This is a genomic window from Aeromicrobium sp. WCS2018Hpa-31 (genome assembly GCF_031843905.1).
GTDB lineage: Bacteria > Actinomycetota > Actinomycetes > Propionibacteriales > Nocardioidaceae > Aeromicrobium.
Map to the genome: position 1 here is coordinate 1 of NZ_JAVTJF010000018.1, position 26,073 is coordinate 26,073.

Here is a 26,073-nt window from a genome sequence, read left to right on the forward strand (position 1 = left end):
GCCCGTGGCCCGGAACCCCGGCCGTGCTGGTCGTCCGCCCGTGGCCCGGAACCCCCGCCGGGTGGAAACAGGTGAACCCCCGCCGGGTGGAAACAGGTGAACCCCCGTCGAGGCGGGGGTTCACTCGTGTGCGTGGGGCGTCAGGCCCAGCGCTGCTCCGCGGGCACGAACTCGAGGGTCCGGTCACCGGTGTAGATCTGCTTCGGGCGCGCGATCTTCTGCTCCTTGTCGTCGACCAGCTCGAGCCACTGGGCCAGCCAGCCCGGCGTGCGGCCGATCGCGAACAGCACCGTGAACATCTCCGGCGGGAACTGCAGCGCCTCGTAGATGAGGCCGGAGTAGAAGTCGACGTTCGGGTAGAGCTTGCGGGAGACGAAGTACTCGTCCTCCAGCGCGATCTTCTCCAGCTCCTGGGCGATCTCGAGCAGCGGGTTGACGCCGGTCACCTCGAAGACGTCGTCGCACGCCTTCTTGATGATCTTGGCGCGCGGGTCGTAGTTCTTGTAGACGCGGTGACCGAAGCCCATGAGCTTCTCGTCGCCGTTCTTCACGCCCTCGATGAACTCCGGGATCTTGTCCTTCGTCCCGATCCGCTTGAGCATGCGCAGCACGGCCTCGTTGGCGCCACCGTGCAGGGGGCCGTAGAGCGCCGCGATGCCGGCCGAGACCGCCGAGTACGGGTCGACCTGGCTCGAGCCGACGGACCGCACCGCGTTGGTCGAGCAGTTCTGCTCGTGGTCGGCGTGCAGGATCAGCAGCACGTCGAGGGCCTTGGCCAGACGCGGGTCCGGGTCGTACTTCGGCTCGCTCATCTTGAACAGCATCGACAGGAAGTTCTCCGTGTAGGAGAGCTCGTTGTCGGGGTAGACGTACGGCTTGCCCTGCGCGTGGCGGAACGACCAGGCGCCGAGCGTCGGCATCTTGGCGATCATGCGCACGATCTGCTCGCGCCGGACGTCGGGGTCGTGGATGGCCCGGGCCTCGGGGTAGAACGTCGAGAGGGCGCCGACGCTCGACAGCAGCATGCCCATGGGGTGCGCGTCGTAGCGGAAGCCCTGCATGAGGCTCTTGAGGTTCTCGTGCACGAACGTGTGGAACGTGATGTCGTGCACCCACTGGTCGTGCTGCTCCTTCGTGGGCAGCTCGCCGTGGATGAGCAGGTACGCGACCTCCAGGAAGGTGGAGGACTCCGCGAGCTGCTCGATCGGGTACCCGCGGTACTCGAGGATGCCCTTCTCGCCGTCGATGAAGGTGACGGCGCTGCGGGTCGACGCGGTGTTGGTGAACCCGGGGTCGTATACGGCGATGCCGGGGTCGTCCTCGGTCTTGCCGATCTTGCCGAGGTCGGATGCGCGGACGGTGCCGTCGGTGATCTCGAGCTCGTACTCGTCGCCCGTCCGGTTGTCGCGGACGGTCAAGGTCTGGTCGGTCACGATGGGTCTCCTGTGACGTGCTGAACGGGTCATTGATGTGGCCCCGGACTCATCTCCAACCTAGTGCGGCCTCCCGAGACACGCACGGCTGGGTCTCGAGGAGCGAGCGCGGAGAAGCCTCGACGCCCGGCCACGCCCACCCGTTTTGACCGCGTGCGGCCACGCCGGTTACTCTTGGACGTCGTTGTGCCCTGCGTGCGCGATCGCCTCCCGGCGGTCCTGCGCCGAAGCCCAGGCGGCCTGTGCCCCCGGACTCGACGGCCACGGAGAACGTGTGGTCCGCCCACGGTCCGGACGTGCAGCGACAACGACCCAGATCCAGCTAGTGCCACCCAGAACCACAACGAGAAGGTCACGCCGTGCCTACGTACAGCCCCAAGCCTGCTGACATCAGCCACCAGTGGCACGTCATCGATGCTCAGGACGTCGTCCTGGGCCGTCTTGCCGTGTCGGCCGCGCACCTGCTGCGCGGCAAGCACAAGGCGACCTTCGCCCCGCATGTCGACGGTGGTGACTTCGTCGTCATCATCAACGCCGACAAGGTGGCGCTGACCGGCAACAAGCGCACCGACAAGCCTGTCTACCGCCACAGCGGCTACCCGGGCGGGCTCAAGCAGATCGCGTACGGCGACCTGCTCGAGAAGGATGCCCGCAAGGCCATCGAGAAGTCCGTGCGCGGCATGCTGCCGAAGAACCGCCTCGGCGACAAGATCATCAAGAAGCTGAAGGTCTACGCCGGCCCGGAGCACCCGCACGCGCCGCAGCAGCCCCAGCCGTACGAGATCAAGCAGATCTCCCAGTGAGCACCCGAGCAGAAGAGACGAGCACCGTGGCTGACACCACCGAGACCGACGTCCCCACCACCACCGACGGCGTCTACACCTCCGAGACCTCGCCGTCCGCGGAGATCGCGACGAGCAAGTCCCTCGTGGCCCCCGGCGCGGCCACCGGCCGCCGCAAGGAGGCGGTCGCCCGCGTGCGCATCGTCCCCGGCTCCGGCCAGTGGACCGTCAACGGCAAGCCGCTCGAGGACTTCCTCCCGAACAAGCTGCACCAGCAGATCGCCAAGGAGGCCCTGGCGGCCACCGGCCTCGAGGGCAGCTTCGACGTCGTGGCTCGCGTCACCGGCGGCGGGATGACCGGCCAGGCCGGCGCGCTGCGCCTCGGCGTGGCCCGTGCCCTCAACGCCATCGACGAGGAGGTCAACCGTCCGCTGCTGAAGAAGGCCGGACTGCTGACCCGCGACGCTCGTATCAAGGAGCGCAAGAAGGCCGGCCTCAAGAAGGCTCGTAAGGCTCCTCAGTACAGCAAGCGCTGATCCCGTTGGGCCGGATCTTCGGCACCGACGGGGTACGAGGCCTCGCCAACCGCGACCTGACCGCCGAGCTCGCGCTCGACCTGTCGGTCGCGGCGGCTCATGTGCTCGGCGAGGCCGGAGCGTTCGCCGACAGTCGACCCACGGCGGTCGTGGCTCGCGACCCGCGTGCCTCGGGGGAGTTCCTCGAGGCGGCGATCGTCGCGGGGCTCGCCTCGGCCGGGGTCGACGTGCATCGGCTCGGCGTCGTGCCCACCCCGGGCGCTGCCTTCCTCACCGCCGAGCTCGACGCCGACATGGGCGTCATGATCTCCGCGAGCCACAACGCGATGCCCGACAACGGCATCAAGTTCCTCGCGCGCGGGGGACACAAGCTCGACGACGCGATCGAGATCGCGATCGAGCAGCGCCTGCAGGAGCCGTGGGAGCGCCCGGTCGGGGCCGGCGTCGGACGCATCGGCGACAGCCACGTGGGCGTGAGCTCCTACGTCAAGCACCTGGTGAGCACCGTCCCCGAGCGGCTCGAGGGTCTCAAGGTCGTGCTCGACTGCGCCAACGGCGCCGCCTTCCACGTGGGCCCCACTGCCTTCGCCGAGCTCGGTGCCGAGGTCGTCACCATCCACGACGAGCCCGACGGTCTCAACATCAACGAGGACTGCGGTTCCACCCATCTCGGTGACCTGCAGGCCGCGGTCGTGCAGCACGGCGCCGACGCCGGCTTCGCGTTCGACGGCGACGCCGACCGGTGCCTCGCGGTCGACGCCGAGGGCCGCGTGGTCGACGGCGACCAGATCCTCGCTGTCCTCGCGCTCGCCCGGCAGCAGGCCGGCACGCTCAAGGACGACACCGTGGTGGCCACCGTCATGAGCAACCTCGGCTTCGTGCAGGCCATGGAGGCGGCGGGCCTGCGCGTCCTGCAGACCGCGGTGGGCGACCGCTACGTCCTCGAGGCGATGCGTGCCGGCGGCTTCACGCTCGGTGGCGAGCAGTCGGGCCACGTCATCATGGCCGACCACGCGACGACCGGCGACGGTGTGCTCACCGCGCTGCACCTCGCGGCGCGCATGCGAGCGACGGGTCGGTCGCTGGCCGACCTCGGGTCGGTCATGCAGCGGCTCCCGCAGGTGCTGGTCAACGTCCCCGACGTCGACAAGTCGCGGGTCGACACCGATCCCGTGCTCCAGGGCGAGCTGGTCGCGGCCAACGGTGCCCTCGACGGTCGCGGGCGCATCCTGCTTCGTTCCTCGGGCACCGAGCCGCTGGTGCGCGTCATGGTCGAGGCCCCGTCGCTCGACGAGGCCACGTCGGTGGCCGAGCGACTCGCCGACGTGGTGCGCCACACCCTCGGCGTCTGATCGGCTCGCTCGCGGCGCGGTAGCGTCGGCCCGTGCAGATCCGTCGGGTGGACCTCGCAGACGACGAGCAGTACGCCGCGTTCCACGCGGTCTACGCCCGCAGCCACGCCGAACCCTTCGACGAGCCCTGGGGTCTCGCGGAGAAGCGGACCAACCTCACGAGCGACCCCTATGCCGAGCACGTGGTGCTCGCCGGCGTCGTCGACGACGAGGTGGTGGCTGGTGCGTGGGTCTCCTTCCCCCAGCAGGACAACCGCACGCTCGCGTACCTGCACGTCTTCGTCGACCCCGAACGGCGTCGGGCCGGTCTCGGCAGCGCACTGCTGCGGGCCGTGGGGGAGCGGGCGAGGGCCGAGGGCCGGGTCAACGCCTTCGCCGAGGCGTCGTGGTCGGTGCACGACGAGGCCGGCGCGGGGTCGGTGTTCGCCGCCCTGCACGGCTATCGCGTCGACCTGCTCGACGCGATCCGCGAGCTGCGCCTCCCGGCTGCGCCGCCGCAGGCGCCGTGGCGTGACGGGTACACCGCGGTCGCGTGGCGTCGCTGCCCCGAGGAGTGGGTCGACCAGTACGCCGTGCTCCGCGCGCTCATCCTGGCGGAGGCCCCGTCGGGCGACGTCGGCATCGGGCCGGAGCACTTCGACGCCGCGCGGGTGCGCCACGAGGAGGCTCGGTGGCTCGAGCAGGGCCGTGTCGGACAGACGGTGGCGGCGGTCGCCCCCGACGGCACGCTCGCCGGGCACACCCAGCTCGTGGTGCCGGATCACGGCGAGACCGCCTACCAGTGGGACACCCTCGTGCTCCCGGCCCACCGCGGCCACGGTCTCGGTCTGGCCATGAAGGTGGCGGCCCTGCGCGAGGCTGCCGACCTGCTCGAGGGTCGCACGCGCGTCACCACCTGGAACGCGGCCTCGAACACGCCCATGATCGCCGTCAACGAGGCCATCGGGTACCGGCAGGTGGCGTGGGCGGCCGAGCTGGTGAAGGGGCTGGGCGGCTGATCCTCGGCGTCGGTCGGGTCCTCGTTCGGGGCGTCCCGTGCCGTTGCTGCTGCGTCGTTCCGGGTGGGCCTGGACCTGCGGCTGCGTTGCTCCGGCTGGGTCGTGCCTCGCGGCTGCGTCGCTGTGGATGAGTCTCGACCTGCGGCTGCGTTGCTGCGGGTGCGAGTGGACCTGCGCTCCGAAAGGGCCTCGACCGGCGGGCGGGTCCGGGGTCGGTCGGGTTCTCGGGGCGTGGCTGGGGGACGCAAGATTCTGCGTTCGTGCGTGAGGGGGCGAAGGATGCTGCGTTCGCTACGGGATCCCGTCACCAACGCAGCATCGTTCGTGTTTCTACACGCGAAGGCAGAATCTTGCGTCCGCCGGGGCGCCGGTGCGCGTCGGGTGGGCAGGGATTCTCCCTTCGCGCGGAACGGTCCACGGGAAGGGAGAATCACTGCCCGTACGGGGCCTTTTTCGTCGCCACGATTCTTCCTTCGCGAGGCACGGTCCACGCGAAGGAAGAATCGTGCGTGGATCACGCACAGATGAAGAATCCTGGCCGCGCCCCGCAGACCCAACCGCGCCGAGACCCACCGCTCCGGTCGAGGCCCTTTCGGAGACCACCCCGAGTCGTAGCCACAGCGACGCAGCCGCAGGAGAACGCGAAGCCACAGCGACACAGCATCGAGCGCGAACCCAGCCGCTCCCCGCAGACCCAGCCGGTCCATGACCCCCGCTCGGGTCGCGGCCCTTTCGGAGACCGACCCGACACGAAGCCACAGCGACGCAGCCGAAGGCGAGAGCCCGGCCGAGGTGTCGCGGCAGCAAGGGAGGTCTCGGCCGGGCCCGCTCACCTGAAGGAAGCGACCCGGCCGGCCGCCGCACCCGGAGCACGGCTCACATCTTGCGGAACCGCACCCACTTCACGGAGTGCTCGGCGCTCTTGCGCAGCACCAGGTCGGCGCGGCCGCGGGTGCTCTGGATGTTCTCGCGCAGGTTGGGCCAGTTGATCGTGTCCCACAGCTCCTCGGCGCGGGCTCGCGCCTCGTCGTCGGTGAGGCTGCTGTAGCGGTGGAAGTAGGAGGCGGGGTCGGCGAACGCCGTGCGACGCAGGGCCAGGAACCGGTCGACGTACCAGCGGCGGATGTCCTTGCTGGAGGCGTCGACGTAGATGGAGAAGTCGAAGTAGTCGCTCACCGACAACCCGGGTGATCCGTCGCCGCGTTCCTTCGCCGGAGCCAGGACGTTGAGGCCCTCGACGATGACGATGTCGGGCCGCTCCACGACGACCGTCTCGTCGGTGCGGTCGTAGGTGAGGTGGGAGTAGACCGGCGCCGAGACCTGCTCGACGCCGGACTTGACGTCGATGACGAAGCGCAGGAGCGCCTTGCGGTCGTAGGACTCCGGGAAGCCCTTGCGCTGGAGGATGCCCCGACGCTCGAGCTCCTCGTTGGGCCAGAGGAAGCCGTCGGTCGTGACCAGCTGGACGCGCGGGTGGTCCGGTGACTGGGAGAGCAGCGCTCTCAGTAGCCGCGCCGTCGTGGACTTGCCCACGGCCACGGACCCGGCCACGCCGATGACGAACGGAGTGCGCTGGGGCTGCGGCTCCCGCAGGAACGACTCGGTGGCCTCCCAGAGCCGGGTCGCTGCACGCACCCGGAGGCTGATCAGCTCGGTGAGGGGCAGGTAGACCTCGCGCACCTCGTTGATGTCGAGCTCGTCGCCGAGGCCACGCAGACGCTCGACGTCGGCCGCGGTGAGCGGCTGCGGCACGTCGTCGGCGAGGTCGGCCCATGCGGACCTCTCGATCTCGACGTACGGCGAGAGCTCACGTGCCATGGCCTCATCCTGCCGGTAGCGGGAGCCGGCAGGTTCCGTGGGTACCCTGGAGCGCATGTGTGGAATCGTGGGTTACGTCGGGCACCGCAGCGCCCTGGACGTCGTCATGGGTGGGCTGCGCCGCCTCGAGTACCGCGGCTACGACTCCGGTGGAGTCGCGCTGGCCGACCCCGAGACCGGTCGGATCGCCTGGGCCAAGAAGGCGGGCAAGCTCGTCAACCTCGACGGAGTCCTGGCCACGGCGCCGCTTCCCGAGTCCACCACGGGCATCGGCCACACCCGCTGGGCCACCCACGGTGCGCCCAACGACCGCAACGCGCACCCGCACCTCAGCGAGGACGGCCGCATCGCGGTCGTGCACAACGGGATCATCGAGAACTTCGCCGTGCTCCGGTCCGAGCTGGAGGCCGCCGGGCACGAGATGCAGTCCGACACCGACACCGAGGTCGTCGCCCACCTGCTCTCCGACGAGCTCGTGCGCACGCCCGCCCTCGACGACGCCGTGCGTGCCGTGTGCAACCGGCTCGAGGGTGCCTTCACGCTCGTCATCACCGACGCGCAGCAGCCCGACGTCGTGGTCGGTGCTCGGCGCAACTCCCCGCTCGTGGTCGGACGGGGCGAGGGCGAGAACTTCCTCGGGTCCGACGTCTCGGCCTTCATCGAGTACACCCGCGAGGCGGTCGAGCTCGGCCAGGACCAGGTCGTCACCATCACCCGCGACGACATGGTGGTCACCGGCTTCGACGGCGCGCCGGCCGAGACCACCAGCTACCACGTGGACTGGGACGTCTCGGCGGCCGAGAAGGGCGGCTACGACTGGTTCATGCTCAAGGAGATCGACGAGCAGCCACAGGCCGTCGCCGAGACCCTCCTCGGTCGGTACAGTCGCGCGGGCCGCCTCCAGCTCGACGAGATGCGCCTCAGCGACGACGAGCTGCGCGAGGTCGACAAGATCATCGTCATCGCCTGCGGCACCGCCTCCTACGCCGGACTCGTGGCCAAGTACGCCATCGAGCACTGGACGCGCATCCCGTGCGAGGTCGAGCTCGCCTCGGAGTTCCGCTACCGCGACCCGATCATCGACAAGTCCACGCTCGTCGTGGCGATCAGCCAGTCCGGCGAGACCATGGACACGCTCATGGCCATCCGGTACGCCCGCCAGCAGCGCGCCCGGGTGCTGAGCATCTGCAACACCAACGGCTCCACCATCCCGCGCGAGTCCGACGCGGTCATCTACACCCACGCCGGGCCGGAGGTCGCCGTCGCGTCCACGAAGGGCTTCCTGTCGCAGGTCGTGGCCTGCTACCTGCTGGGTCTGTACCTGGCTCAGGTCAAGGGCACCAAGTACGGCGACGAGATCGACGCCATCATGGGCGCGCTCGAGAAGCTGCCGGCCGGCATCCAGCGGATGCTCGACGAGGGCGACCAGGTGCGCAAGCTCGCCGCGGAGCTGTCGGACCGTCGGTCCGTGCTGTTCCTCGGCCGGCACGTCGGCTATCCCGTGGCGCTCGAGGGGGCGCTCAAGCTCAAGGAGCTGGCGTACCTGCACGCGGAGGGCTTCGCCGCGGGCGAGCTGAAGCACGGCCCGATCGCGCTCATCGAGGACGGCATCCCCGTCTTCGTGGTCGTGCCACCGAAGGCACGCGACCAGCTGCAGGAGAAGATCGTCAGCAACATCCAGGAGGTCCGCGCCCGCGGCGCCCTCACGATCGTGCTGGCCGAGGACGGCGACGACGACGTCGTGCCCTACGCCGACCACCTGATCCGGCTGCCCAAGGTGCCCACGCTGCTCCAGCCCCTCGTGGCCACGGTGCCGCTGCAGATCTTCGCGTGCGAGCTGGCGTCGCTGCTCGGCCACGACGTCGACCAGCCGCGGAACCTCGCCAAGTCGGTCACGGTCGAGTAGGTCCACGGTGTCCGGCATCTGGGGCGTGGGGGTCGACGTCGTCGACCTCGGTCGGTTCGAGCGGACCCTCGAGCGCACGCCCGAGCTGCGTTCGCGACTCTTCACCCCCGCCGAGGCCGTGCTCTCCACCGAGCGCCTGGCGGCACGCTTCGCCGCCAAGGAGGCGTTCGTGAAGGCCCTGCGGGCGCCCGCGGGCATGTCGTGGCAGGACATCGAGGTCGTGCTCGACGAGCACGGCGCTCCGCACCTCTCGCTCTCCGGGGCGGCCGAGGCCCGGGTGGCCGACCTCGGCATCACGCGCGTGCACGTGTCGCTGTCGCACGACACGTCGGTGGCCACGGCGTTCGTCGTGGCGGAATCATGACGGGGGTCATGAGCAGGGACGTGAGCACGTGCTGAGCGGGCACACCGTCGCGCAGGTGCGCGACGCCGAGGAGCGGCTCGCCCGCGAGACCGGCTGGGACGCGCTCATGCAGCGCGCCGCCCGCGGACTGGCCGACGCCCTCGACGACGTCCCGGCCGGCGACGTCGTGGTGGTGCTCGTCGGTCCCGGCAACAACGGCGGCGACGCCCTCTTCGCGGCAGCCCATCTGCTCGACCGCGGCGTGCGCGTGGACCTCGCGCTGCTCGACCCCGACGCCGTGCACGCCGAGGGCCTCGCAGCGGCCCGGTCGGCCGGCGCGCAGCACGTCGACGGCCCGGGTGCCCAGCGCTGGTGCCTCGACGCCCTGTTCGGCATCGGTGCCCGTGCTGGCCTCGAGGGTCGGGCCGCGGACTGGGCCCGGTGGACGCACAAGACGTCGGCCCACGTCGTGGCGGTCGACGTCCCCTCCGGCGTCGATGTCGACACGGGGGCCGCCCCAGGCGTGCACGTGCGGGCGGACCGCACGGTCACGTTCGGCACGTACAAGGTCTGCTCCCTGGTCGGGCCTGCCGCCGACGCCGGGGGTGGGGAGCCGCTCCACCTCGTCGACATCGGGCTCGGCCCGCACCTGCCGGGCGCCGCCGTCGAGGCGCTCGAGGTCGGTGACGGCGAGGTGGTGCGACGACACGTGCCCAGTGGGAAGTCCCACAAGTACGCGCGTGGCGTGGTCGGCGTGTCCGCCGGGTCCGACGCCTACGCCGGCGCCGCGCACCTCTGCGTGGCCGGTGCGCAGTCCGGCCTCGCGGGCATGGTGCGGTTCGTGGGTACCGACGCGCTCGCCGCCCGCGTGGTCGACCGGGCGCCCGAGGTGGTGCACGGACGTGGGCGCGTGCAGGCCTGGGTGGTCGGCCCGGGGGCCGGCGACGACGTGGGCGACCAGCTCGCCGCGTGCCTCGACGACGGCGTGCCGCTGGTCGTCGACGCCGGCGCGATCGAGCACCTGCCGCACGGCCCCGAGGTGCCGGTGCTGCTCACCCCGCACGCGGGTGAGCTGGCCCGCCTGCTCGACGTCGACCGCGAGACGGTCGAGGCCGATCCGTGGGCGCACGCCGCCACGGCCGCCGACCGCTGGGGCACCACCGTCCTGCTCAAGGGTGCCCGCACCCTCGTCGTCGCCCCGCGGGACGGTTCCGGCGAGCGACGGCGCTCCGTCAACCTGTCCGGGACGCCGTGGCTGGGCACAGCGGGGTCGGGCGACGTGCTGGCCGGCTTCGCGGGGTCGTTGCTGGCCGGCGGGCTCGACCCGTTCGACGCCGGGCGCCTCGCCGCGTTCCTGCACGGGGCGGCGGCCGTGCGGGCGAACCCCGGAGGTCCCGTCACCGCGTCGCAGGTCGCCGCGGCCCTGCCCGCCACCGTGGCGGCGTTCCTCGACGGCACCCTGGTGGAGGTGCGCCGGTGGTGAGTCCGCAGGCCGAGGCGGTCGTCGACCTCGACGCGTACCGCCACAACGTGGCCACCCTCGCGCGGCTCGCTCCGGGGTCGGCGCTCATGGCGGTCGTGAAGGCGGACGCCTACGGCCACGGCATGCTCCCGGTGGCCCGCGCGGCGCGGGAGGCCGGCGCCTCGTGGCTCGGTGTCGCGACGCCCGAGGAGGCGCTCCGGCTGCGCGAGTCCGGCGACACCGGGCCGTTGCTCTGCTGGCTCGCCGCACCCGGCGCCTCCTACGCCGCCGCCGTCGAGCGCGACGTCGAGCTGACCGCGTCGTCGACCGAGCAGCTCGCCGAGATCCTGGCCGACGTGCCCACCGGGCGACGTCCGCGCGTGCAGCTGAAGGTCGACACCGGTCTGGCCCGCAACGGCGCCTTCGGTCCGCAGTGGGACGACCTGGTCGGGGCCGCCGCCGCCGCGCAGGCGTCGGGCCGCGTCGAGGTGACGGGGGTGTGGTCGCACCTCGCCTGTGCCGACGAGCCGAGCCACCGGGCCAACGACCTCCAGGAGGAGGTCTTCCGACAGGCCGTCGAGACCGTGCGGGGTGCCGGCCTCGACCCACGCTGGTGCCACCTGGCCAACTCGGCGGCCCTGCTCACCCGCCCCTCGGCCCACTTCGACCTCGTGCGGCCCGGCATCGCCACCTACGGTATCGCCCCCGACCCCGCCCTCTCCGGGCTCGCCGACCTGCGACCGGTGCTCACGCTGCGGGGCAGGCTCGCCGCCGTGAAGCGAGTGCCGGCGGGCACGTCGGTCTCGTACGGCCGCACCTGGACCACGGACCGCGAGACCACCCTGGGCCTCGTCCCGCTCGGGTACGGCGACGGCGTGCTCCGCACCGCGTCGGGTCGCGCCGAGGTCGGTTTCGCCGGGGGTCGCGCCCCGGTGGTCGGACGCATCTGCATGGACCAGCTGGTCGTCGACCTGGGCGACCGGGACGCCACCCGCGGCGACGTGGTCACGCTGTTCGGCGCGGAGCCGGGCGCCCCCACCGCGGAGGACTGGGGGAGCGCCGCCGGTACGATCGGGTACGAGGTCGTCACCCGACTGGGCGGCCGCATCGAGCGCACCTACCGAGGCTGAGCCGGACGCACCGTCCGTCGGCCGGCCCACCGAGGACCGTGATGAGCCACCTTCCCGCCCGTCTGACCGCCCTGGCCGCGACCGCCGGGGCCTTCGTGGCGGCCGGGGTCGCCGCGAAGGTCGTGGACACCCGCCGACGCGAGCACCGACGCGAGCAGCGGGGCGAGGACGTGCCGTTCGGCAGCGTGCACAGCACGCCGCGCACCGTCATCGCCTCCGACGGCGTCGCGCTCAACGTCGAGGTCGACGAGGCACGCACACGCGACGACGGGCGGCCGGCCGGCCGGCACGAGGCGGGCTCCTCGACGCAGGACTCGCCGCTGACCGTGGTGTTCGTGCACGGCTGGGTCTGCACCCTCGACACGTGGCACTACCAGCGCCTGGCGCTCCGCGGCCTCGTGCGCATGGTGTTCTACGACCAGCGCTCGCACGGAGGCTCGGGACGATCGACCCGGCACGGCTCGAGCTTCGAGCAGCTCGCCGACGACCTGCGCACGATCCTCGACGAGGTCGCGCCCGACGGCCCGGTGGTCCTCGTCGGCCACTCCATGGGTGGCATCACCGTCCAGCAGCTGGCCGCCGAGTCACCCTCGCTGTTCGGTGACCGGGTGGTGGGAGCGGTGCTGCTGTCCACGAGCGCCGGTCGCCTCGTGCGTCAGAGCCCGGGGCTGCGCCGGCTGCTCCCGCTGCTGCGGGCCGGCAGCCCGCTGCTCGACTGGGGACGCACCTTCAACAGCTACAGCGTGGTGCGCCGTTGGGCGGTCGGTCCCGATGCGCCGCAGAAGTACGCCGACATGTCCGACGAGATGATCCTGCGGGCGCACACCTCCGTGCTGCTCGACTTCTACCCCGCGTTCGTCGACCTCGACGTGCGGACCGGGGCCAAGGGTCTCGCGCAGGTGCCGGTCGTCGTGGCCTGCGGCACGAAGGACCTGCTCACGCCGATCAGCCATGCCCGGCGCCTGGCTGACGCCATCGACGGTGCCGAGCTCGTGACCCTGGAGGACGCCGGACACATGATCCCGTTCGAGGAGAACGTGGCCGTCACCCGTGCGATCGAGGACGTGCTCGAGGCCGTCGGTCATCCGGTGCGGGAGCAGGACCGCTGATGCGCGCTCTCGACGTCATCGACGCCGGTCCCGAGCACGCCGAGGCCGTCGTCGACATCATCCACCGCTCCTTCAGGGTGCGGCCCGACCTCGACCCGCCGTCGACCGCGCTCGAGGAGACGGTCGAGTCGGTCGCCGAGGTCCTCGGCACGGCCGGTGGGCTGCTGGTGGAGCGTCGTGGCGTTCCCATGGGCGCGCTGCTGTTCGACGAGTCGCGCCCCGGCAAGCTGGGCCTGCGGCGCGTGGCGGTCGACCCCGAGATCCAGTCGCGCGGCGTCGCCTCGGCCATGGTGGGCGTGGCCGAGGACACCGCCGAGGAGCGGGGCAAGGACGGCATCTGGCTGCACGTGCGCGAGGAGCTGCCCGACACGGTGCGGTTCTGGACGCGACGCAAGTACTACCCGGTCGACCAGGAGGGTCCGCTCCTGGTGCTGGGCAAGACGCTCTGGCTCGCCCGCGAGGTCCCGACGCCCGAGGTCATGCACCACCTGGCCGGGCGGGTCGCCGAGCTCGTGCGACCCGGCGACCTGCTGGTCCTCACCGGCGACCTCGGTGCGGGCAAGACCACGTTCACCCAGGGCCTGGGAGCCGCGCTCGACGTCCGCGGACCCATCACGTCGCCCACGTTCGTGCTGGCCCGCACGCACCCGTCGCAGTCCGACGGTCCGTCGCTCGTGCACGTCGACGCGTACCGGCTGGGCGGCGCCGAGGAGGTCGACGACCTCGACCTCGACGCCACGGCCGAGGAGTCGGTGACCGTGGTGGAGTGGGGCGCGGGCATGGCCGAGCAGCTCAACGACAGCTGGCTCTCGGTGAGCATCGAGGTGCGCGGCGCCCGCCCGATCGACCCGCTCGGCACCCAGCACGACGGCGACCACCCCGACGAGGCGGAGCCGCGCGTGGTCACCATCAAGCCGAACGGCCCCCGCTGGGTGGACGTCCCGCTGCGCTCGACCCTGCTCGGCTGAGACTCCTCCCGTCCTGCGGCCACGCAGCGGGTCGAGGTGCCGTGCAGGTGAGGGTAGGCTCACTCGTGTGCTGCTGCTTGCGATCGACACCTCCGGCCCCGCCGTGAGCGTCGCCGTCCACGACGGCGACGCCGTCGTCGGCCGGGCCGAGGGGGAGGGCACGATGGCGCACGGCGAGCTGCTCGCCCCGGCGATCCGCGACGCCCTCGCCGAGGCCGGTCGGACGGCAGGCGACCTCACCGACGTCGCCGTCGGTGTGGGGCCCGGACCCTTCACCGGACTGCGGGTCGGCATCGTCACCGCGCGCACCCTCGCCTCGACCCTCGGGCTCACGGCCCACGGCGTGTGCTCCCTCGACGCCCTGGCCCTCGCCGCTGCGCTCGACCACGAGCACGTCGTGGCCATCGACGCCCGCCGCAAGGAGGTCTACTGGGCGCGATACGTACCGGGTCAGGACGGTGTGCTGCGCCGGGTCGACGGCCCGAACGTCGACAAGCCCGCCGAGCTCGCGCGCCTGCTCCCCGACCTGCCCGTGGTCGGACGAGGGGCCCAGCTGTACGCCGACGTGCTCACGGCGCTCGACGGACCGCTCGACGCGTCGGCCGCGGCCCTCGCCGACGGCGTGGTGAGCGGCCAGGTCGAGATCCTGCCCCTGGAGCCGCTCTACCTGCGCCGGCCGGACGCTCGGCCGGCGTCGCCCGTGCGGTGATCCGTCCCGCGGACGACGGCGACCTCGCGGCCCTCGTCGAGCTCGAGCGCGAGGCCTTCGGCCAAGGAGCCTGGTCCGCGGCCACGCTGCGCGAGGAGCTCGCCCTGCCGGACCGGATCGTGCTCGTCGACGAGCACGACGGCGTGACGACCGGCTACGTCGACGTCGGCGTCGTGGCCGACGTCGCCGACCTGCACCGCGTGGTCGTGGGCGCGACGCACCGGCGCCACGGCGTCGCGTCGGGCCTGGTGGGCTCGGCGGGCACGGCGGCCGTCGACCGTGGCGCGACGCGCATGCTGCTCGAGGTCGCCGACGACAACGCCCCTGCGCTCGCCCTGTACGCCGCCCACGGCTTCGAGCCGATCGCACGTCGGCGTGGCTACTACGGCCCCGGCCGGGACGCGCTCGTGCTGGAGGCGTCACTCCCCGCGAGCGTGGCGGGGCCGCCACGATGATGGCGGAGATCCGGTCGTGGCCGTGGGCCTGGGCGTGGCTGGCGCTCTTCGCGATCGTGCTGCTGCGCGCTGGAGCCACCTACGGCATCGGGCGCCTGGTCGCCACCGGCGTGCTGCGTCGGCGTGAGCCCGGGCCGCGGCTGCGGGCGGCCGCCGAGCGTGTGGACCGATGGGGCCCGCCGGTGGTGACCGCCAGCTTCCTGACGGTCGGCGCGCAGACCGTGGTGAACGCCGGGGCCGGTCTCGCCGGCATGACCTGGCCGCGCTACCTCGTCGGGCTGGTCCCCGGTGCCGCACTGTGGGCGACCGTCTGGAGCACGATCGGAGCCGGCGCGTTCCTCGTGGCGCTGCGCACCGGCAGCGAGCGCGGCGAGGCGGTCGCGATCGGCTGCGTCGCCCTGGTGCTCGTCGCGGTCGTCGCAGCACTTGCGTCGCGCCGTCGGCGTGGCAGTCTCGAAGCATGACCGACGGACCCATCGATTTCGACGCCCAGGACAACCGCGACGAGTCGGAGGTCCTCGACCAGCTCCAGCCCGACGACACGCTCGTCGACCGAGGGGTCGACGACGTGCTCGACGAGGGCTACTCCCCACCGGAGAAGTGGAGCGCGGGCGAGGGCTTCGGCACCACGCCCGACGAGGCGCTCGAGGGCGAGACCCTCGACCAGCGCGTCGCGCAGGAGGTTCCCGACGTCGATCCGTACGCCGACGTGGACCCCGAGGTCTACGACGACGAGGTGGGCGATGAGCGTTCCGGTCGCCTCGTCGCGCCCGACGAGGGACTCGGCGAGGACACCGAGAAGGCCCTGGTCGGCGACGACGTCGGCATCGACGGTGCTGCCGCCAGCGCCGAGGAGGCCGCCGTGCACGTCGTGGACGACGAGCCCGACGACCTGTCCGCCGGCTCGCCCGGGAGGTGAGAAGCGGGTCCGCGACCACCCCTTCGGTGCACATCTGTGCACTACGCTGACCCGCATGCGCGACATCACCTACCCGCCGGTCATCGTGACGGCCAAGACGCTGTTCAAGCTGCTGGGCATGTCGTTCCAGATGTCCGGCACCGAGCACGTGCCGCGCACCGGGGGAGCGATCCTCGCGGCCAACCACATCGGCTACGTCGACTTCGTCTTCGACGGCCTCGCCACGCAGCCGTCGGGTCGCCTGGTGCGGTTCATGGCGAAGAAGGAGGCCTTCGACCACCCGGTCGGTGGTCCGTTGATGCGGTCCTTCCACCACATCGAGGTCGACCGTGACGCCGGACAGGCGTCGTACGACAAGGCCGTCGAGTACGCGCGCTCCGGCGAGATCGTGGGCATCTTCCCCGAGGCGACGATCAGCCGCTCCATGGAGATCAAGGAGCTCAAGACCGGCGCCGTGCGGATGGCCGCCGAGGCGGGGGTCCCGCTCATCCCGATGGTCACGTGGGGCACACAGCTGCTGAAGACCAAGGGCCACGAGTCCGACATCTGGGGCCGCGGCAAGACGATCGCGCTGCACGTCGGTGAACCGATCCCGGTCACGGGTGAGGACCCGGTGGCCGAGACGCAGGTGCTGCGCGAGGCCATGACGGCGCTGCTCGACAAGGCGATCCGCGAGTACCCGGTCTCCCCGGAGGGGCAGTGGTGGGCCCCGGCCCGCTACGGCGGCACGGCCCCGACGCCGGAGGAGGCGGCCCGGCTGGACGCCGAGGAGAAGGCTCAGAAGGCCGCCCGTCGCGCCGCCAAGCAGGACGGGCAGTCCTCCTGACCGCACCCGGCGGTCCTCGGCGTTCGGCCCAGGACCAGGTCGGCCGCGGGCTCCACGGGGTCTGAGAGACTGGTCGGCGTGACTGAACCGATCGTCCTCGGCATCGAGTCGTCGTGCGACGAGACCGGCGTCGGCATCGTGCGGGGCACCGACCTGCTGGCGCACGCCGTGGCCTCCAGCGTCGAGGAGCACGTGCGATTCGGTGGCGTCGTGCCCGAGGTGGCCAGCCGGGCCCACCTCGAGGCGATGGTGCCCACCCTGGAGCAGGCGTACGCCCAGGCCGGCATCGACGTGCGCGACGTCGACGCCATCGCCGTCACCTGCGGTCCCGGTCTGAGCGGGGCGCTGCTGGTGGGCGTCGCCGCGGCCAAGGCGCTGGCGATCGCGCACGACAAGCCGCTCTACGGCGTCAACCACCTGGCCGCCCACGTGGCGGTCGACCAGCTCGAGCACGGTCGCTTCGACCGCCGGGTGGCCGCGCTGCTGGTGAGTGGCGGGCACACCGAGATCCTGCTCGTCGACGACATCGCCTCCGACATCACGATGCTCGGCACCACCATCGACGACGCGGCCGGCGAGGCCTTCGACAAGGTGGCGCGGCTGCTGGGCCTGCCGTACCCCGGCGGGCCGCACATCGACCGCGTCGCGCAGGAGGGCGACGGCACGGCCATCCGCTTCCCGCGGGGACTCACGGCCGCCAAGGACGCCGACCGGTACCGCTACGACTTCTCCTTCTCCGGACTCAAGAGCGCCGTGTCCCGGCACGTCCAGCACGAGCAGCGCATGGGGCGCGACATCGACGTCGCCGACGTCGCGGCCTCGTTCCAGGACGCCGTGGTCGACGTGCTGACCCGCAAGACCGTGCAGGCGTGCCGCGACCACGACGTCGACACCCTGGTCGTCGGGGGAGGGGTGGCCGCGAACGGGCGGCTGCGCCAGATGGTGCTCGAGCGGGCGTCGGTGGCCGGGATCGAGGTCCGTATCCCGAAGTCGGGTCTGTGCACCGACAACGGCGCGATGGTGGCGGCGCTCGGTGCCGAGGTCGTGTCGCGCGGCATCGCGCCGTCGTCGCTCGACCTCCCCGTCGACTCCAGCCTGCCCGTCACCCGCGTCGTCGCCTGAGCGTCCGCGGCGTGCCTGTGCACGGCTCCCGGCGCGGGGCGGCCGTCTCTGGCAGGCTGGCGCCGTGGCAGTCATCGAGGCACGAGGGCTCGGCAAGTCCTACGGCACCCGTCGCGCGGTCGACGACCTGAGCTTCACCGTGACGCCCGGCAGCGTCACGGGGTTCCTCGGTCCCAACGGCTCCGGCAAGTCCACCACCATGCGGCTCATGCTCGGGCTGGACCGGGGCGAGGGCCGCACCACGTTCGACGGCCGCACCTTCGGCGAGCTCGAGCAGCCCATGCGCCACGTCGGCGCGCTGCTGGAGGCCAAGCCCTTCCACCCCACGCGCCAGGCCCGCCACCACCTGCAGATGCTGGCGGTCGCGAACCGCATCGAGCGGCGTCGCGTCGACGAGGTCCTCGAGCTGGTCGGCCTGACCTCGGTCGCGAAGGGCCGACCCAAGAAGTTCAGCCTCGGCATGGGGCAGCGGCTGGGCATCGCGGCGGCACTGCTCGGCGACCCGCACACCCTCGTGCTCGACGAGCCCAGCAACGGGCTCGACCCCCAGGGCATCACCTGGCTGCGCCAGCTGCTCCGGCACCTCGCCGGCGAGGGCCGCTCCGTCTTCGTCTCCAGCCACCTGCTGCAGGAGATGGCGCTCCTGGCCGACGAGCTCGTGGTCGTGGGTCGCGGGCGCCTGCTGGCCAACGGTCCCGTGAGCGACTTCGTCGAGCACGGCGGCACGGTCCAGGTGCTGCTGCGCAGCCCCGACCTCCACCTCCTCGCCCCCGTCCTGACCGCGGCCGGGGCCACGCTCACCCCGGACGCCGACGGAGCCCAGGTCGTCTCCGGTCTCGACGCCGCCCGCATCGGCGACCTCGCGCACGAGCACGGCGTGCGCGTGCACGAGCTGTCCACCCGGCGGGCCACGCTGGAGGAGGCCTTCCTCGCGGCCACCGGTCTTGACGAGGAGTACAGGGGTGCGATCGCCGACCCGGGCCACGACCGCGAGGGCGGAGGAGAGCGATGATCGACGCCCTGCGCTACGAGGTGGCGCGCCTGCGCACCATCCGGTCCACCTACTGGATCCTCGGGGTGGCCTTCGCCTTCCAGCTCCTGCTCAGCGTGCTCATCGCCTGGAACCTCCCGGAGACCGGCCCGCTGTCGGGCGGCGACAACACGTTCGCGATCCTCGTGACCGTGGGGGCCTCGCTCGGCTTCGCCCCGTTGTTCATCGCCTACGTCATCGGCCTGCTCGGGGTGTTCTCGATGGGTCACGAGTACCGCCACGGCATGATCCGCGCGACGTTGACCGCCCTGCCGAGTCGCATCTCGGTCATGCTCGCGAAGATCCTCACCACGGCCGTGCTGTCGCTCGTGGCCGCGCTGGTGTGCGTGGGGATCGCGGCCCTCAGCGCCCTGGTGTTCGGGGTCGGCATGCCCACGTTCGAGGGGTTGCGCGACATCACCCTGGGCACCGTCCTCTACACGACCCTGTTCTCGCTCTCGGGGCTCGCGTTCGCCACGCTGACCCGGAACCAGACGGCGGCCGTGGCCATGCTGCTGCTCATCCCGTCGCTCGTCGAGGGCCTCGTGAAGGCGGTCGTCCTCGCGATCAAGGCCGCCTCCGACGACCCTTCGGGTCGTGGCGGACTCGTCGAGGTGCTGCGCTTCCTGCCCTACGACGCCGGCGGACAGATGTACACGCGCCTCTCCCTGGACAACGCCCTGCAGATCTTCGGCGTCGTCCCGTTCGGTCCGGTCGGGGGCGGTCTGGTCATGGCGGTCTTCGTGGTGGTGCTGCTCGTGCTGGGCACCGTCGCCTTCGTGCGGCGCGACGCCTGACCCCGCCTCCGCGGCGGTTCGGCGCGACGCCCCCCAGCCCGTCGATGGACGTCCTCCGGTCGGCCGGAACTCGGGACCTTGCTCCCCTGTCCCCGTGAGCCAGGTCACGTAGACTTTCTCCATGCCACGCACCTCGGAGCCCAGGGCGCACGAGCGGCAGCACGACGTCGCCGTACCGGCGGGCTCCGACCCGGACTCCCTGTCGCGCTGGCTCCGCCGCGCGCACGAGGAGTTCCTGACCTCGGGCACCACCGACGCGCCGGTGCGTTCGGTCGTGCGCGACTCCTGGAAGCGCAGCGTGGCCGGCGGCCTCGACCCCGAGACCGACCTGCCCCGAATCACGCTCGACGACGAGGCCCTGCGCGAGATCCGCGAGCACCACCCGCTGGCCCCCGGCCTGCCGGTCATCCGACGGCTGCTCGTCGAGAGCGCCGCCGACGCCGGGCTGCTCGTGGCGGTCAGCGACGCGGCCGGTCAGCTGCTGTGGGTCGAGGGTTCGTCGGGCCTGCGCTCACGGGCCGAGGCGATGCACTTCATGCCCGGCGCCGACTGGAGCGAGACGAGCGCCGGTACCAACGCGCCCGGCACCGCCCTGGCGATCGACCGGCCGGTGCAGATCTTCGGTCCCGAGCACCTCGGGCGCCAGGTGACGCCCTGGAGCTGTTCGGCGGCTCCCATCCACGACCCCGACACCGGTGCGATCCTCGGTGTCCTCGACGTGACCGGCGGAGCCGAGGTGGCCACGGCGCAGGGGCTGGGCTTCGTCCGCGCGACGGCTGCAGCCGTCGAGGCGGAGCTGCGGATCGCCCGGCTCCAGCCGAGCGCGTCGCCGCTGCAGGTCTCGAGCGGCTGGTCCGCCCCCCGGCTCGACGTGCTCGGCGTGCACGGCGCCACCCTGCAGGTCGGTCCGCTCACGTCGCGGCTCAGCGGACGCCACAGCGAGCTCCTGCTGCTGCTGACGCGGGCGCCCGACGGGCTCACCGCGGCCGAGCTGGGCGTGGCGCTGAGCGACGACGACCAGGCGCCGGTCACCATCCGCGCCGAGCTGTCGCGCCTGCGCGGGGTGCTCGGGCCCCTGGAGCTGGCGTCGCGGCCCTACCGCCTGCGCACGGCCGTGCGCACCGACGTCGACGAGGTGCGCGACCTGCTGCGCGACGGTCGGCTGCGCAGCGCCGTGGCGGCCTACCGCGGGCCGGTGCTGCCGGCCTCGACCGCCCCGGCGGTCGAGGAGCTGCGCGACGACCTGCACCTCGAGCTGGTCTCGGCCCTGCTGGCCAGCGACGACGCCGACGCCGTCCTGTCGTTCGCCGACACCCCGCACGGTCGTGACGACCTCGGGGTCTGGTCGCGGGCGCTGGAGATCCTCCCGACGACGTCACCCCGCTACGCGCAGGTCGCGGCCCACGTCGAGAAGCTCGACCGCGCGTTCGGCTGAGGGTCCGAGCTGCGGCTGGGTTTCCGCTTGCTGCTGCGTCGCTGCCGTGGGTCTTCACGTGCTGCTGCGTCGCTGTGGTCGCGAGTGGGCGTGGTCTCCGAAAGGGCCTCGACCGGAGCGGGGGGTCTCGGGTTGGTTGGGTCTGCGGGGCGCGGCTGGGATTCCGCTCGCTGCAGCGTCGCTGTGGCTCCGAGTCGGGTCGGTCTCCGAAAAGGGCCTCGACCGGAGCGGGGGGGCTCGGGTCGGTTGGGTCTGCGGGGCGCGGCCACGATTCTCCCTCTGCGCGGGATCGACCCACGATGCTTCCTTCGCGTGGACCGTGCCTCGCGAAGGAAGCATCGTGGCGCCAAAAAGGTCCCCGTACGGGCAGGGATTCTCATTCTGCTTGGAACGGTCCGCGCAAAGGGAGAATCCCTGCCCACCCGGCGCAGGAGAGGCCCCCGGCGGACGCAGGATTCTGCCTTCGTGCGCGGAAGCCCGAACGATGCTGCGTTCACGACGGGATCCGGACACCAACGCAGCATCCTTCGCCCCCTCACGCACGAACGCAGAACCTTGCGTCCCCCGGAGCCGCGCTCCGAGAGCCCGACCGACCCGGGACCCATCCGCCGGTCGAGGCCCTTTCGGAGACCGACCCGCCTCGCAGCCACAGCGACGCAGCCGCAGGTCGAAGCCCCACCCGCGGGAGCGCAGCCGCAGGTCGAAGCCCCACCCGCGGGAGCGCAGCCGCAGGGGAAGCCCCACTCGCGGGAGCGCAGCCGCAGGGGAAGACCCACTCACGGGAACGCAGCAGCGACCGAAGACCCACCCAGATCGACGCAGCAGCGGCCGGGGCAACCACCCCGCAACGTCGCCACAACGTCGTTGCAACGGTCCTGTGACTAGCGTCACGCCCACCTGATCCCACCCCCTCCGAGGAGCCACCATGAGCGTGTTCGCCCAGCCCGGTACCGACGGTTCCGTCGTCACCTACAAGTCGCGCTACGACCACTGGATCGGCGGCGAGTACAAGGCCCCCGCGAACGGCCAGTACTTCGAGAACGTCTCGCCGGTCAACGGCAAGGTCTTCTGCGAGATCGCCCGCGGGACCGCCGAGGACATCGAGGCCGCCCTCGACGCCGCCCACGCCGCCGCACCCGCGTGGGGCAAGACGTCCGTGGCCGAGCGTGCCGTCGTCCTGAACAAGATCGCCGACCGCATCGAGCAGAATCTCGAGATGCTCGCTGTGGGCGAGACGTGGGACAACGGCAAGCCGGTCCGCGAGACCATGGCCGCCGACCTCCCGCTCGCCGTCGACCACTTCCGGTACTTCGCCGGTGCGATCCGGGCGCAGGAGGGTCACCTGTCGCAGATCGACGACGACACCGTGGCCTACCACTTCCAGGAGCCGCTGGGCGTCGTCGGCCAGATCATCCCGTGGAACTTCCCGATCCTCATGGCCGTCTGGAAGCTGGCACCCGCGCTGGCCGCCGGCAACGCCGTCGTCATCAAGCCCGCCGAGCAGACGCCTGCCTCGATCATGCTGCTGATGGAGCTGATCGCCGACCTGCTGCCCCCGGGCGTCGTCAACGTGGTCAACGGCTTCGGCACCGAGGCCGGGGCCCCGCTGGCCTCCTCCAGCCGGATCCGCAAGATCGCCTTCACCGGCGAGACCACCACGGGTCGTCTGATCATGCAGATGGCCAGCCAGAACCTCATCCCCGTCACGCTGGAGCTCGGCGGCAAGAGCCCCAACGTCTTCTTCGAGGACGTCGCGGCCAAGGACGACGCGTTCTACGACAAGGCGCTCGAGGGCTTCACGATGTTCGCCCTGAACCAGGGCGAGGTCTGCACCTGCCCGAGCCGCGCACTGATCCAGAACTCGATCCTCGAGCAGTTCCTGCCCGCCGCCACCGAGCGGACCAAGCAGATCAAGCAGGGCAACCCGCTCGACACCGACACCATGATCGGTGCGCAGGCCAGCAACGACCAGCTGGAGAAGATCCTCAGCTACTTCGAGATCGGCGTGCAGGAGGGTGCTCGCATCATCACCGGTGGTGAGCGGGTGGACCTCGGCGGCGACCTTTCGGGCGGCTACTACGTGGCGCCGACGATCTTCCAGGGCCACAACAAGATGCGGGTCTTCCAGGAAGAGATCTTCGGCCCCGTCGTCTCGGTCACCGGGTTCGACGGCTACGACGACGCCATGAGCATCGCCAACGACACGCTCTACGGCCTCGGTGCCGCGGTGTGGTCGCGCGACACCAACACGGCGTACCGCGCCGGTCGCGACATCCAGGCGGGCCGCGTGTGGACGAACAACTACCACGCGTACCCGGCGCACGCGGCCTTCGGTGGCTACAAGTCCTCCGGCATCGGCCGCGAGAACCACCTGATGATGCTCGACCACTACCAGCAGACGAAGAACCTGCTGGTGAGCTACTCCAACAACGCCCAGGGCTTCTTCTGAGCCGACAGCACTGACGTCTCGAGGTCCGGCCCCAGGGTCGGACCTCGAGGTCGTCGTCCACCCGCCCCATCCGAAGGAGCCGTCATGAACGTCGAGCGCATCGCGATGACCGAGAAGGCCGCCGACCTCCTGCGCGAGCTCCGGACGTCGCACGGCAAGCCCCTGATGTTCCACCAGTCGGGCGGCTGCTGCGACGGGTCGGCACCCATGTGCTTCACCCAGGGCTTCTACATCGTGGGGCCCACCGACGTGCACCTGGGCGACCTCGACATCGGTCCCGAACCGGGCATCGACGAGGCCGGCGTGGTGCCGGTGCACATCTCGCGCGAGCAGTTCAACTACTGGTCCCACACCCACATCACGATCGACGTGGTGCCCGGTCGCGGTGCCGGCTTCTCGATCGAGGGGCCCACGGGCAAGCGGTTCATCATCCGCTCGCGCATCTTCACCGAAGAGGAGACCGCAGCCCTGGTGCCGGTGGTCTGAGCCGCGGGTCACAGCGCGGATCTCGGCATTGTCGGTGCACGACCTCGACCGACGTGGCACGGTCGGTCGGTGACCTGGACGACCGCTGCCCGACGACTGGTCGCACTCGTGATCATCCCGGCGGCGGTCACGACGTCGGTGCACCTCGGTACCGCCGCTGCCGCGCAGGCGGGCACGGTGGTCCCCGACGGCTCGAGCGAGGCGTCGGCCGCGGCGTCGTGCTGGGAGGTCAAGCAGGTCGAGCCCTCGGCCACCGACGGCGTCTACTGGCTGCTGACCCCGCAGCTGCGGACGCCCACGCAGTTCTACTGCGACATGACGACCGACGGCGGTGGCTGGGTGCTCGTCGGTCGGGGTCGCGACGGCTGGCGCTGGGACGGCGACGCCCAGGGCACCCCGGCGCAGATCGCGAAGGCGCCGGCGGGACCGTCGGCGTTCGCACCGAAGAAGCTGTCGACGGCGACGGTCGACGCCCTGCTGGGTGGCAAGCGCGTCGACGCCCTCACCGACGGCATCCGCCTGCGTCGTGCCGCGAACGCCGAGGGAGCGTCGTGGCAGGACGTGCGGCTGCGGATCCGTTCGCTGGCCTCGTGGTCGTGGGCCTTCGGCGCCGGCCACCCGCTCACCTCGGCCTCGTTCGACGGTACGTCGTTCTCCGGCGCCACCTCGCGTGACGCCGGCACGACGTCGACGACCGCCGCCAACCGCTTGCGTCGGGTCTGGACCTACGAGTCGCAGGCCAACGGCTGGGTTCGTGGGTTCAACCACGGACAGGCCGTCGCCGGGAGCACCGGATCCTCGTCCTACCTCTACGCGACGGGCAGCGGCTACGCGACGCCCTTCACGCAGGTCTTCGTCCGCCCGCGGCTGCGCCAGTCCGACCTCTCGTTCGCGACCGTTCCCGACACCGGGACCGATGAGGTCACCGCGCTGCCCGTGGCCAGGAGCGGGTCGCTGGCCCAGCCGTGGGGTGTCACCGGCACCGGGTCCGGCGGCACCGGCGAGCTCGGCACGGAGGTGCAGGCGTTCGCGCAGGTGGGCAACACGATGTACGTCGGCGGCAACTTCACCACCGTGCGCAACCAGTCGGGGTCCCAGAGCCTCAAGCAGTCCTACCTCGCCGCGTTCGACGCCACGACGGGTGAGTGGATCTCGTCGTTCCGTCCGAGCCTCAACCGCCAGGTCCGGGCCCTGGCCGCTCTGCCCGACGGCCGCCTGGCGGTCGGCGGCGACTTCACGTCCGTGAACGGCGTCCTGCGACGCAGCGTGGCCGTCTTCACCACCTCGGGCGCCCTCGACCGGACCTGGACGGCGGGGGTCGTGCGCCGTACCGGGGACGAGAAGGCGTCCGTGCGCGCGATGGACGTGGCCGGGGGGCGCCTCTACCTCGGCGGACGGTTCACCCACGTCGTGCGAGGGTCGGCGTCGTCGGCCATGCCCTACGTCGCCCGGATCAAGTTCAGCACCGGCAGCGGGGACGGGGCGTGGAAGCCGCGCATCAACGGCACCGTGGCCGACCTCGACGTCGCAGCGGACGGCAGGCGCGTCTACCTCGCGGGCTACATGACCAAGGCAGCGGGACGGACCGTGCGCAAGGGCCTCGCGCTCAGCACGGCCTCGGGCGCAGGCATCGCGTCACCGGCCTGGAAGCCTCGCTACAGCACCACGGGCACGGCGACGTACCAGCAGGCGGTCCGGCAGGTCGGGTCCCGCGTCTGGCTGGGCGGCTCGCAGCACAGCATGTTCGCGTACGACGCGAGCACCCTGGCGCTGAAGGCCGCGCACCTCACCCGGGCGGGCGGTGACCTGCAGGCGATCGGCGACAACGGCCGGATCGTGTACGGCGGCTGCCACTGCGGTGACTGGAGCTACACCGGCGCCACGAGCTACGACACGCTGAAGGTCGGGTCCACCTCGGTGGCCTGGAAGCAGGCGGGCAAGATCTCGCTGCTCGGTGCCTGGGACAACACCACCGGCGCCTTCGTCACCACCTTCGCGCCGCAGTGGA

The 26,073-nt window shown here is 71.7% G+C and carries 24 protein-coding genes; 22 read left to right on the top strand and 2 right to left on the bottom strand.

The features are described 5' to 3' along the window. Positions 1-140: 140 nt before the first annotated feature. Entirely contained in the window at positions 141-1,466 is a 1,326-nt protein-coding gene (locus tag RQG84_RS17890) for a citrate synthase (protein ID WP_082480663.1), read from the bottom strand. Between the two features lie 326 nt (positions 1,467-1,792). Here RQG84_RS17890 and rplM point away from each other — a divergent pair, with 326 nt between their 5' ends. Genes rplM through RQG84_RS17910 form a run of 4 tightly spaced genes read left to right on the top strand, consistent with a single transcriptional unit; the run spans position 1,793 to position 5,101 of the window. Beyond that, positions 1,793-2,236, top strand: coding sequence for a 50S ribosomal protein L13 (gene rplM / locus RQG84_RS17895; protein ID WP_311211155.1), 444 nt, complete (start codon positions 1,793-1,795; stop codon positions 2,234-2,236). A gap of 26 nt (positions 2,237-2,262) precedes the next feature. Next, positions 2,263-2,751, top strand: a complete 489-nt coding sequence (rpsI, locus tag RQG84_RS17900; protein WP_055964394.1) for a 30S ribosomal protein S9 — start codon at positions 2,263-2,265, stop codon at positions 2,749-2,751. A gap of 5 nt (positions 2,752-2,756) precedes the next feature. Next, the gene (gene glmM, locus RQG84_RS17905; protein ID WP_311211156.1) at positions 2,757-4,103 is read left to right on the top strand and encodes a phosphoglucosamine mutase; all 1,347 of its coding nucleotides are present in this window, start codon (positions 2,757-2,759) and stop codon (positions 4,101-4,103) included. 32 nt (positions 4,104-4,135) lie between these two features. Beyond that, positions 4,136-5,101, top strand: a complete 966-nt coding sequence (locus tag RQG84_RS17910) for a GNAT family N-acetyltransferase (protein ID WP_311211157.1) — start codon at positions 4,136-4,138, stop codon at positions 5,099-5,101. Positions 5,102-5,977: 876 nt separating this feature from the next. Here RQG84_RS17910 and coaA read toward each other — a convergent pair. Then, positions 5,978-6,919, bottom strand: a complete 942-nt coding sequence (coaA, locus tag RQG84_RS17915) for a type I pantothenate kinase (RefSeq protein ID WP_311211158.1) — start codon at positions 6,917-6,919, stop codon at positions 5,978-5,980. A gap of 55 nt (positions 6,920-6,974) precedes the next feature. On the opposite strand from coaA, the gene glmS reads away from it, so the two are divergent. The 18 genes from glmS to RQG84_RS18005 all read left to right on the top strand — a co-directional run. Beyond that, a complete protein-coding gene (gene glmS, locus RQG84_RS17920; protein ID WP_311211159.1) occupies positions 6,975-8,825 on the top strand; it encodes a glutamine--fructose-6-phosphate transaminase (isomerizing) in 1,851 nt (616 codons plus the stop codon). A gap of 16 nt (positions 8,826-8,841) precedes the next feature. Further along, complete coding sequence (locus tag RQG84_RS17925) at positions 8,842-9,189, top strand: holo-ACP synthase (protein ID WP_082480728.1); 348 nt, start codon at positions 8,842-8,844, stop codon at positions 9,187-9,189. A 28-nt stretch (positions 9,190-9,217) separates the two neighbouring features. Next, positions 9,218-10,651: an NAD(P)H-hydrate epimerase gene (locus RQG84_RS17930; RefSeq protein ID WP_311211160.1), complete on the top strand. Its 1,434-nt coding sequence runs from the start codon at positions 9,218-9,220 to the stop codon at positions 10,649-10,651. Next, positions 10,645-11,760, top strand: a complete 1,116-nt coding sequence (gene alr, locus RQG84_RS17935; RefSeq protein ID WP_311211161.1) for an alanine racemase — start codon at positions 10,645-10,647, stop codon at positions 11,758-11,760. Before RQG84_RS17930 ends, alr begins: the two co-directional genes overlap by 7 nt. A gap of 41 nt (positions 11,761-11,801) precedes the next feature. Beyond that, positions 11,802-12,869 (top strand): alpha/beta hydrolase, encoded by a 1,068-nt coding sequence (locus tag RQG84_RS17940; RefSeq protein ID WP_311211162.1) that lies wholly within the window; start codon positions 11,802-11,804, stop codon positions 12,867-12,869. Continuing rightward, positions 12,869-13,837 (top strand): tRNA (adenosine(37)-N6)-threonylcarbamoyltransferase complex ATPase subunit type 1 TsaE, encoded by a 969-nt coding sequence (tsaE, locus tag RQG84_RS17945; RefSeq protein WP_311211163.1) that lies wholly within the window; start codon positions 12,869-12,871, stop codon positions 13,835-13,837. The genes RQG84_RS17940 and tsaE overlap by 1 nt, the downstream gene beginning before the upstream one ends. Positions 13,838-13,904: 67 nt before the next feature. Then, entirely contained in the window at positions 13,905-14,546 is a 642-nt protein-coding gene (gene tsaB, locus RQG84_RS17950; protein ID WP_311211164.1) for a tRNA (adenosine(37)-N6)-threonylcarbamoyltransferase complex dimerization subunit type 1 TsaB, read from the top strand. Then, a complete protein-coding gene (locus RQG84_RS17955) occupies positions 14,543-15,001 on the top strand; it encodes a GNAT family N-acetyltransferase (protein ID WP_311211165.1) in 459 nt (152 codons plus the stop codon). The genes tsaB and RQG84_RS17955 overlap by 4 nt, the downstream gene beginning before the upstream one ends. After that, positions 14,998-15,465 carry a VTT domain-containing protein gene (locus tag RQG84_RS17960; protein ID WP_311211166.1) on the top strand — a complete coding sequence of 156 codons (468 nt, stop codon included), beginning with the start codon at positions 14,998-15,000 and terminating at the stop codon, positions 15,463-15,465. The genes RQG84_RS17955 and RQG84_RS17960 overlap by 4 nt, the downstream gene beginning before the upstream one ends. Then, positions 15,462-15,920 carry a DUF5709 domain-containing protein gene (locus RQG84_RS17965; RefSeq protein ID WP_311211167.1) on the top strand — a complete coding sequence of 153 codons (459 nt, stop codon included), beginning with the start codon at positions 15,462-15,464 and terminating at the stop codon, positions 15,918-15,920. The genes RQG84_RS17960 and RQG84_RS17965 overlap by 4 nt, the downstream gene beginning before the upstream one ends. A 55-nt stretch (positions 15,921-15,975) precedes the next feature. Then, positions 15,976-16,746: a 1-acyl-sn-glycerol-3-phosphate acyltransferase gene (locus RQG84_RS17970; RefSeq protein WP_055964435.1), complete on the top strand. Its 771-nt coding sequence runs from the start codon at positions 15,976-15,978 to the stop codon at positions 16,744-16,746. A gap of 78 nt (positions 16,747-16,824) precedes the next feature. After that, positions 16,825-17,868: a tRNA (adenosine(37)-N6)-threonylcarbamoyltransferase complex transferase subunit TsaD gene (gene tsaD, locus RQG84_RS17975; protein ID WP_311211168.1), complete on the top strand. Its 1,044-nt coding sequence runs from the start codon at positions 16,825-16,827 to the stop codon at positions 17,866-17,868. 64 nt (positions 17,869-17,932) lie between these two features. Then, on the top strand, positions 17,933-18,880 hold the full coding sequence (locus tag RQG84_RS17980; protein WP_311211169.1) for an ATP-binding cassette domain-containing protein: 948 nt from the start codon (positions 17,933-17,935) through the stop codon (positions 18,878-18,880). Continuing rightward, the gene (locus tag RQG84_RS17985; protein ID WP_311211170.1) at positions 18,877-19,695 is read left to right on the top strand and encodes an ABC transporter permease; all 819 of its coding nucleotides are present in this window, start codon (positions 18,877-18,879) and stop codon (positions 19,693-19,695) included. The genes RQG84_RS17980 and RQG84_RS17985 overlap by 4 nt, the downstream gene beginning before the upstream one ends. A gap of 121 nt (positions 19,696-19,816) precedes the next feature. After that, entirely contained in the window at positions 19,817-21,130 is a 1,314-nt protein-coding gene (locus RQG84_RS17990) for a GAF domain-containing protein (RefSeq protein WP_055964447.1), read from the top strand. Between the two features lie 925 nt (positions 21,131-22,055). After that, complete coding sequence (locus tag RQG84_RS17995; RefSeq protein ID WP_055964450.1) at positions 22,056-23,579, top strand: aldehyde dehydrogenase family protein; 1,524 nt, start codon at positions 22,056-22,058, stop codon at positions 23,577-23,579. 84 nt (positions 23,580-23,663) lie between these two features. After that, positions 23,664-24,065, top strand: coding sequence for a DUF779 domain-containing protein (locus RQG84_RS18000; RefSeq protein WP_311211171.1), 402 nt, complete (start codon positions 23,664-23,666; stop codon positions 24,063-24,065). Between the two features lie 69 nt (positions 24,066-24,134). Then, a partial coding sequence (locus RQG84_RS18005; protein ID WP_311211172.1) for a fibrinogen-like YCDxxxxGGGW domain-containing protein occupies positions 24,135-26,073 on the top strand: 1,939 nt, incomplete at its 3' end.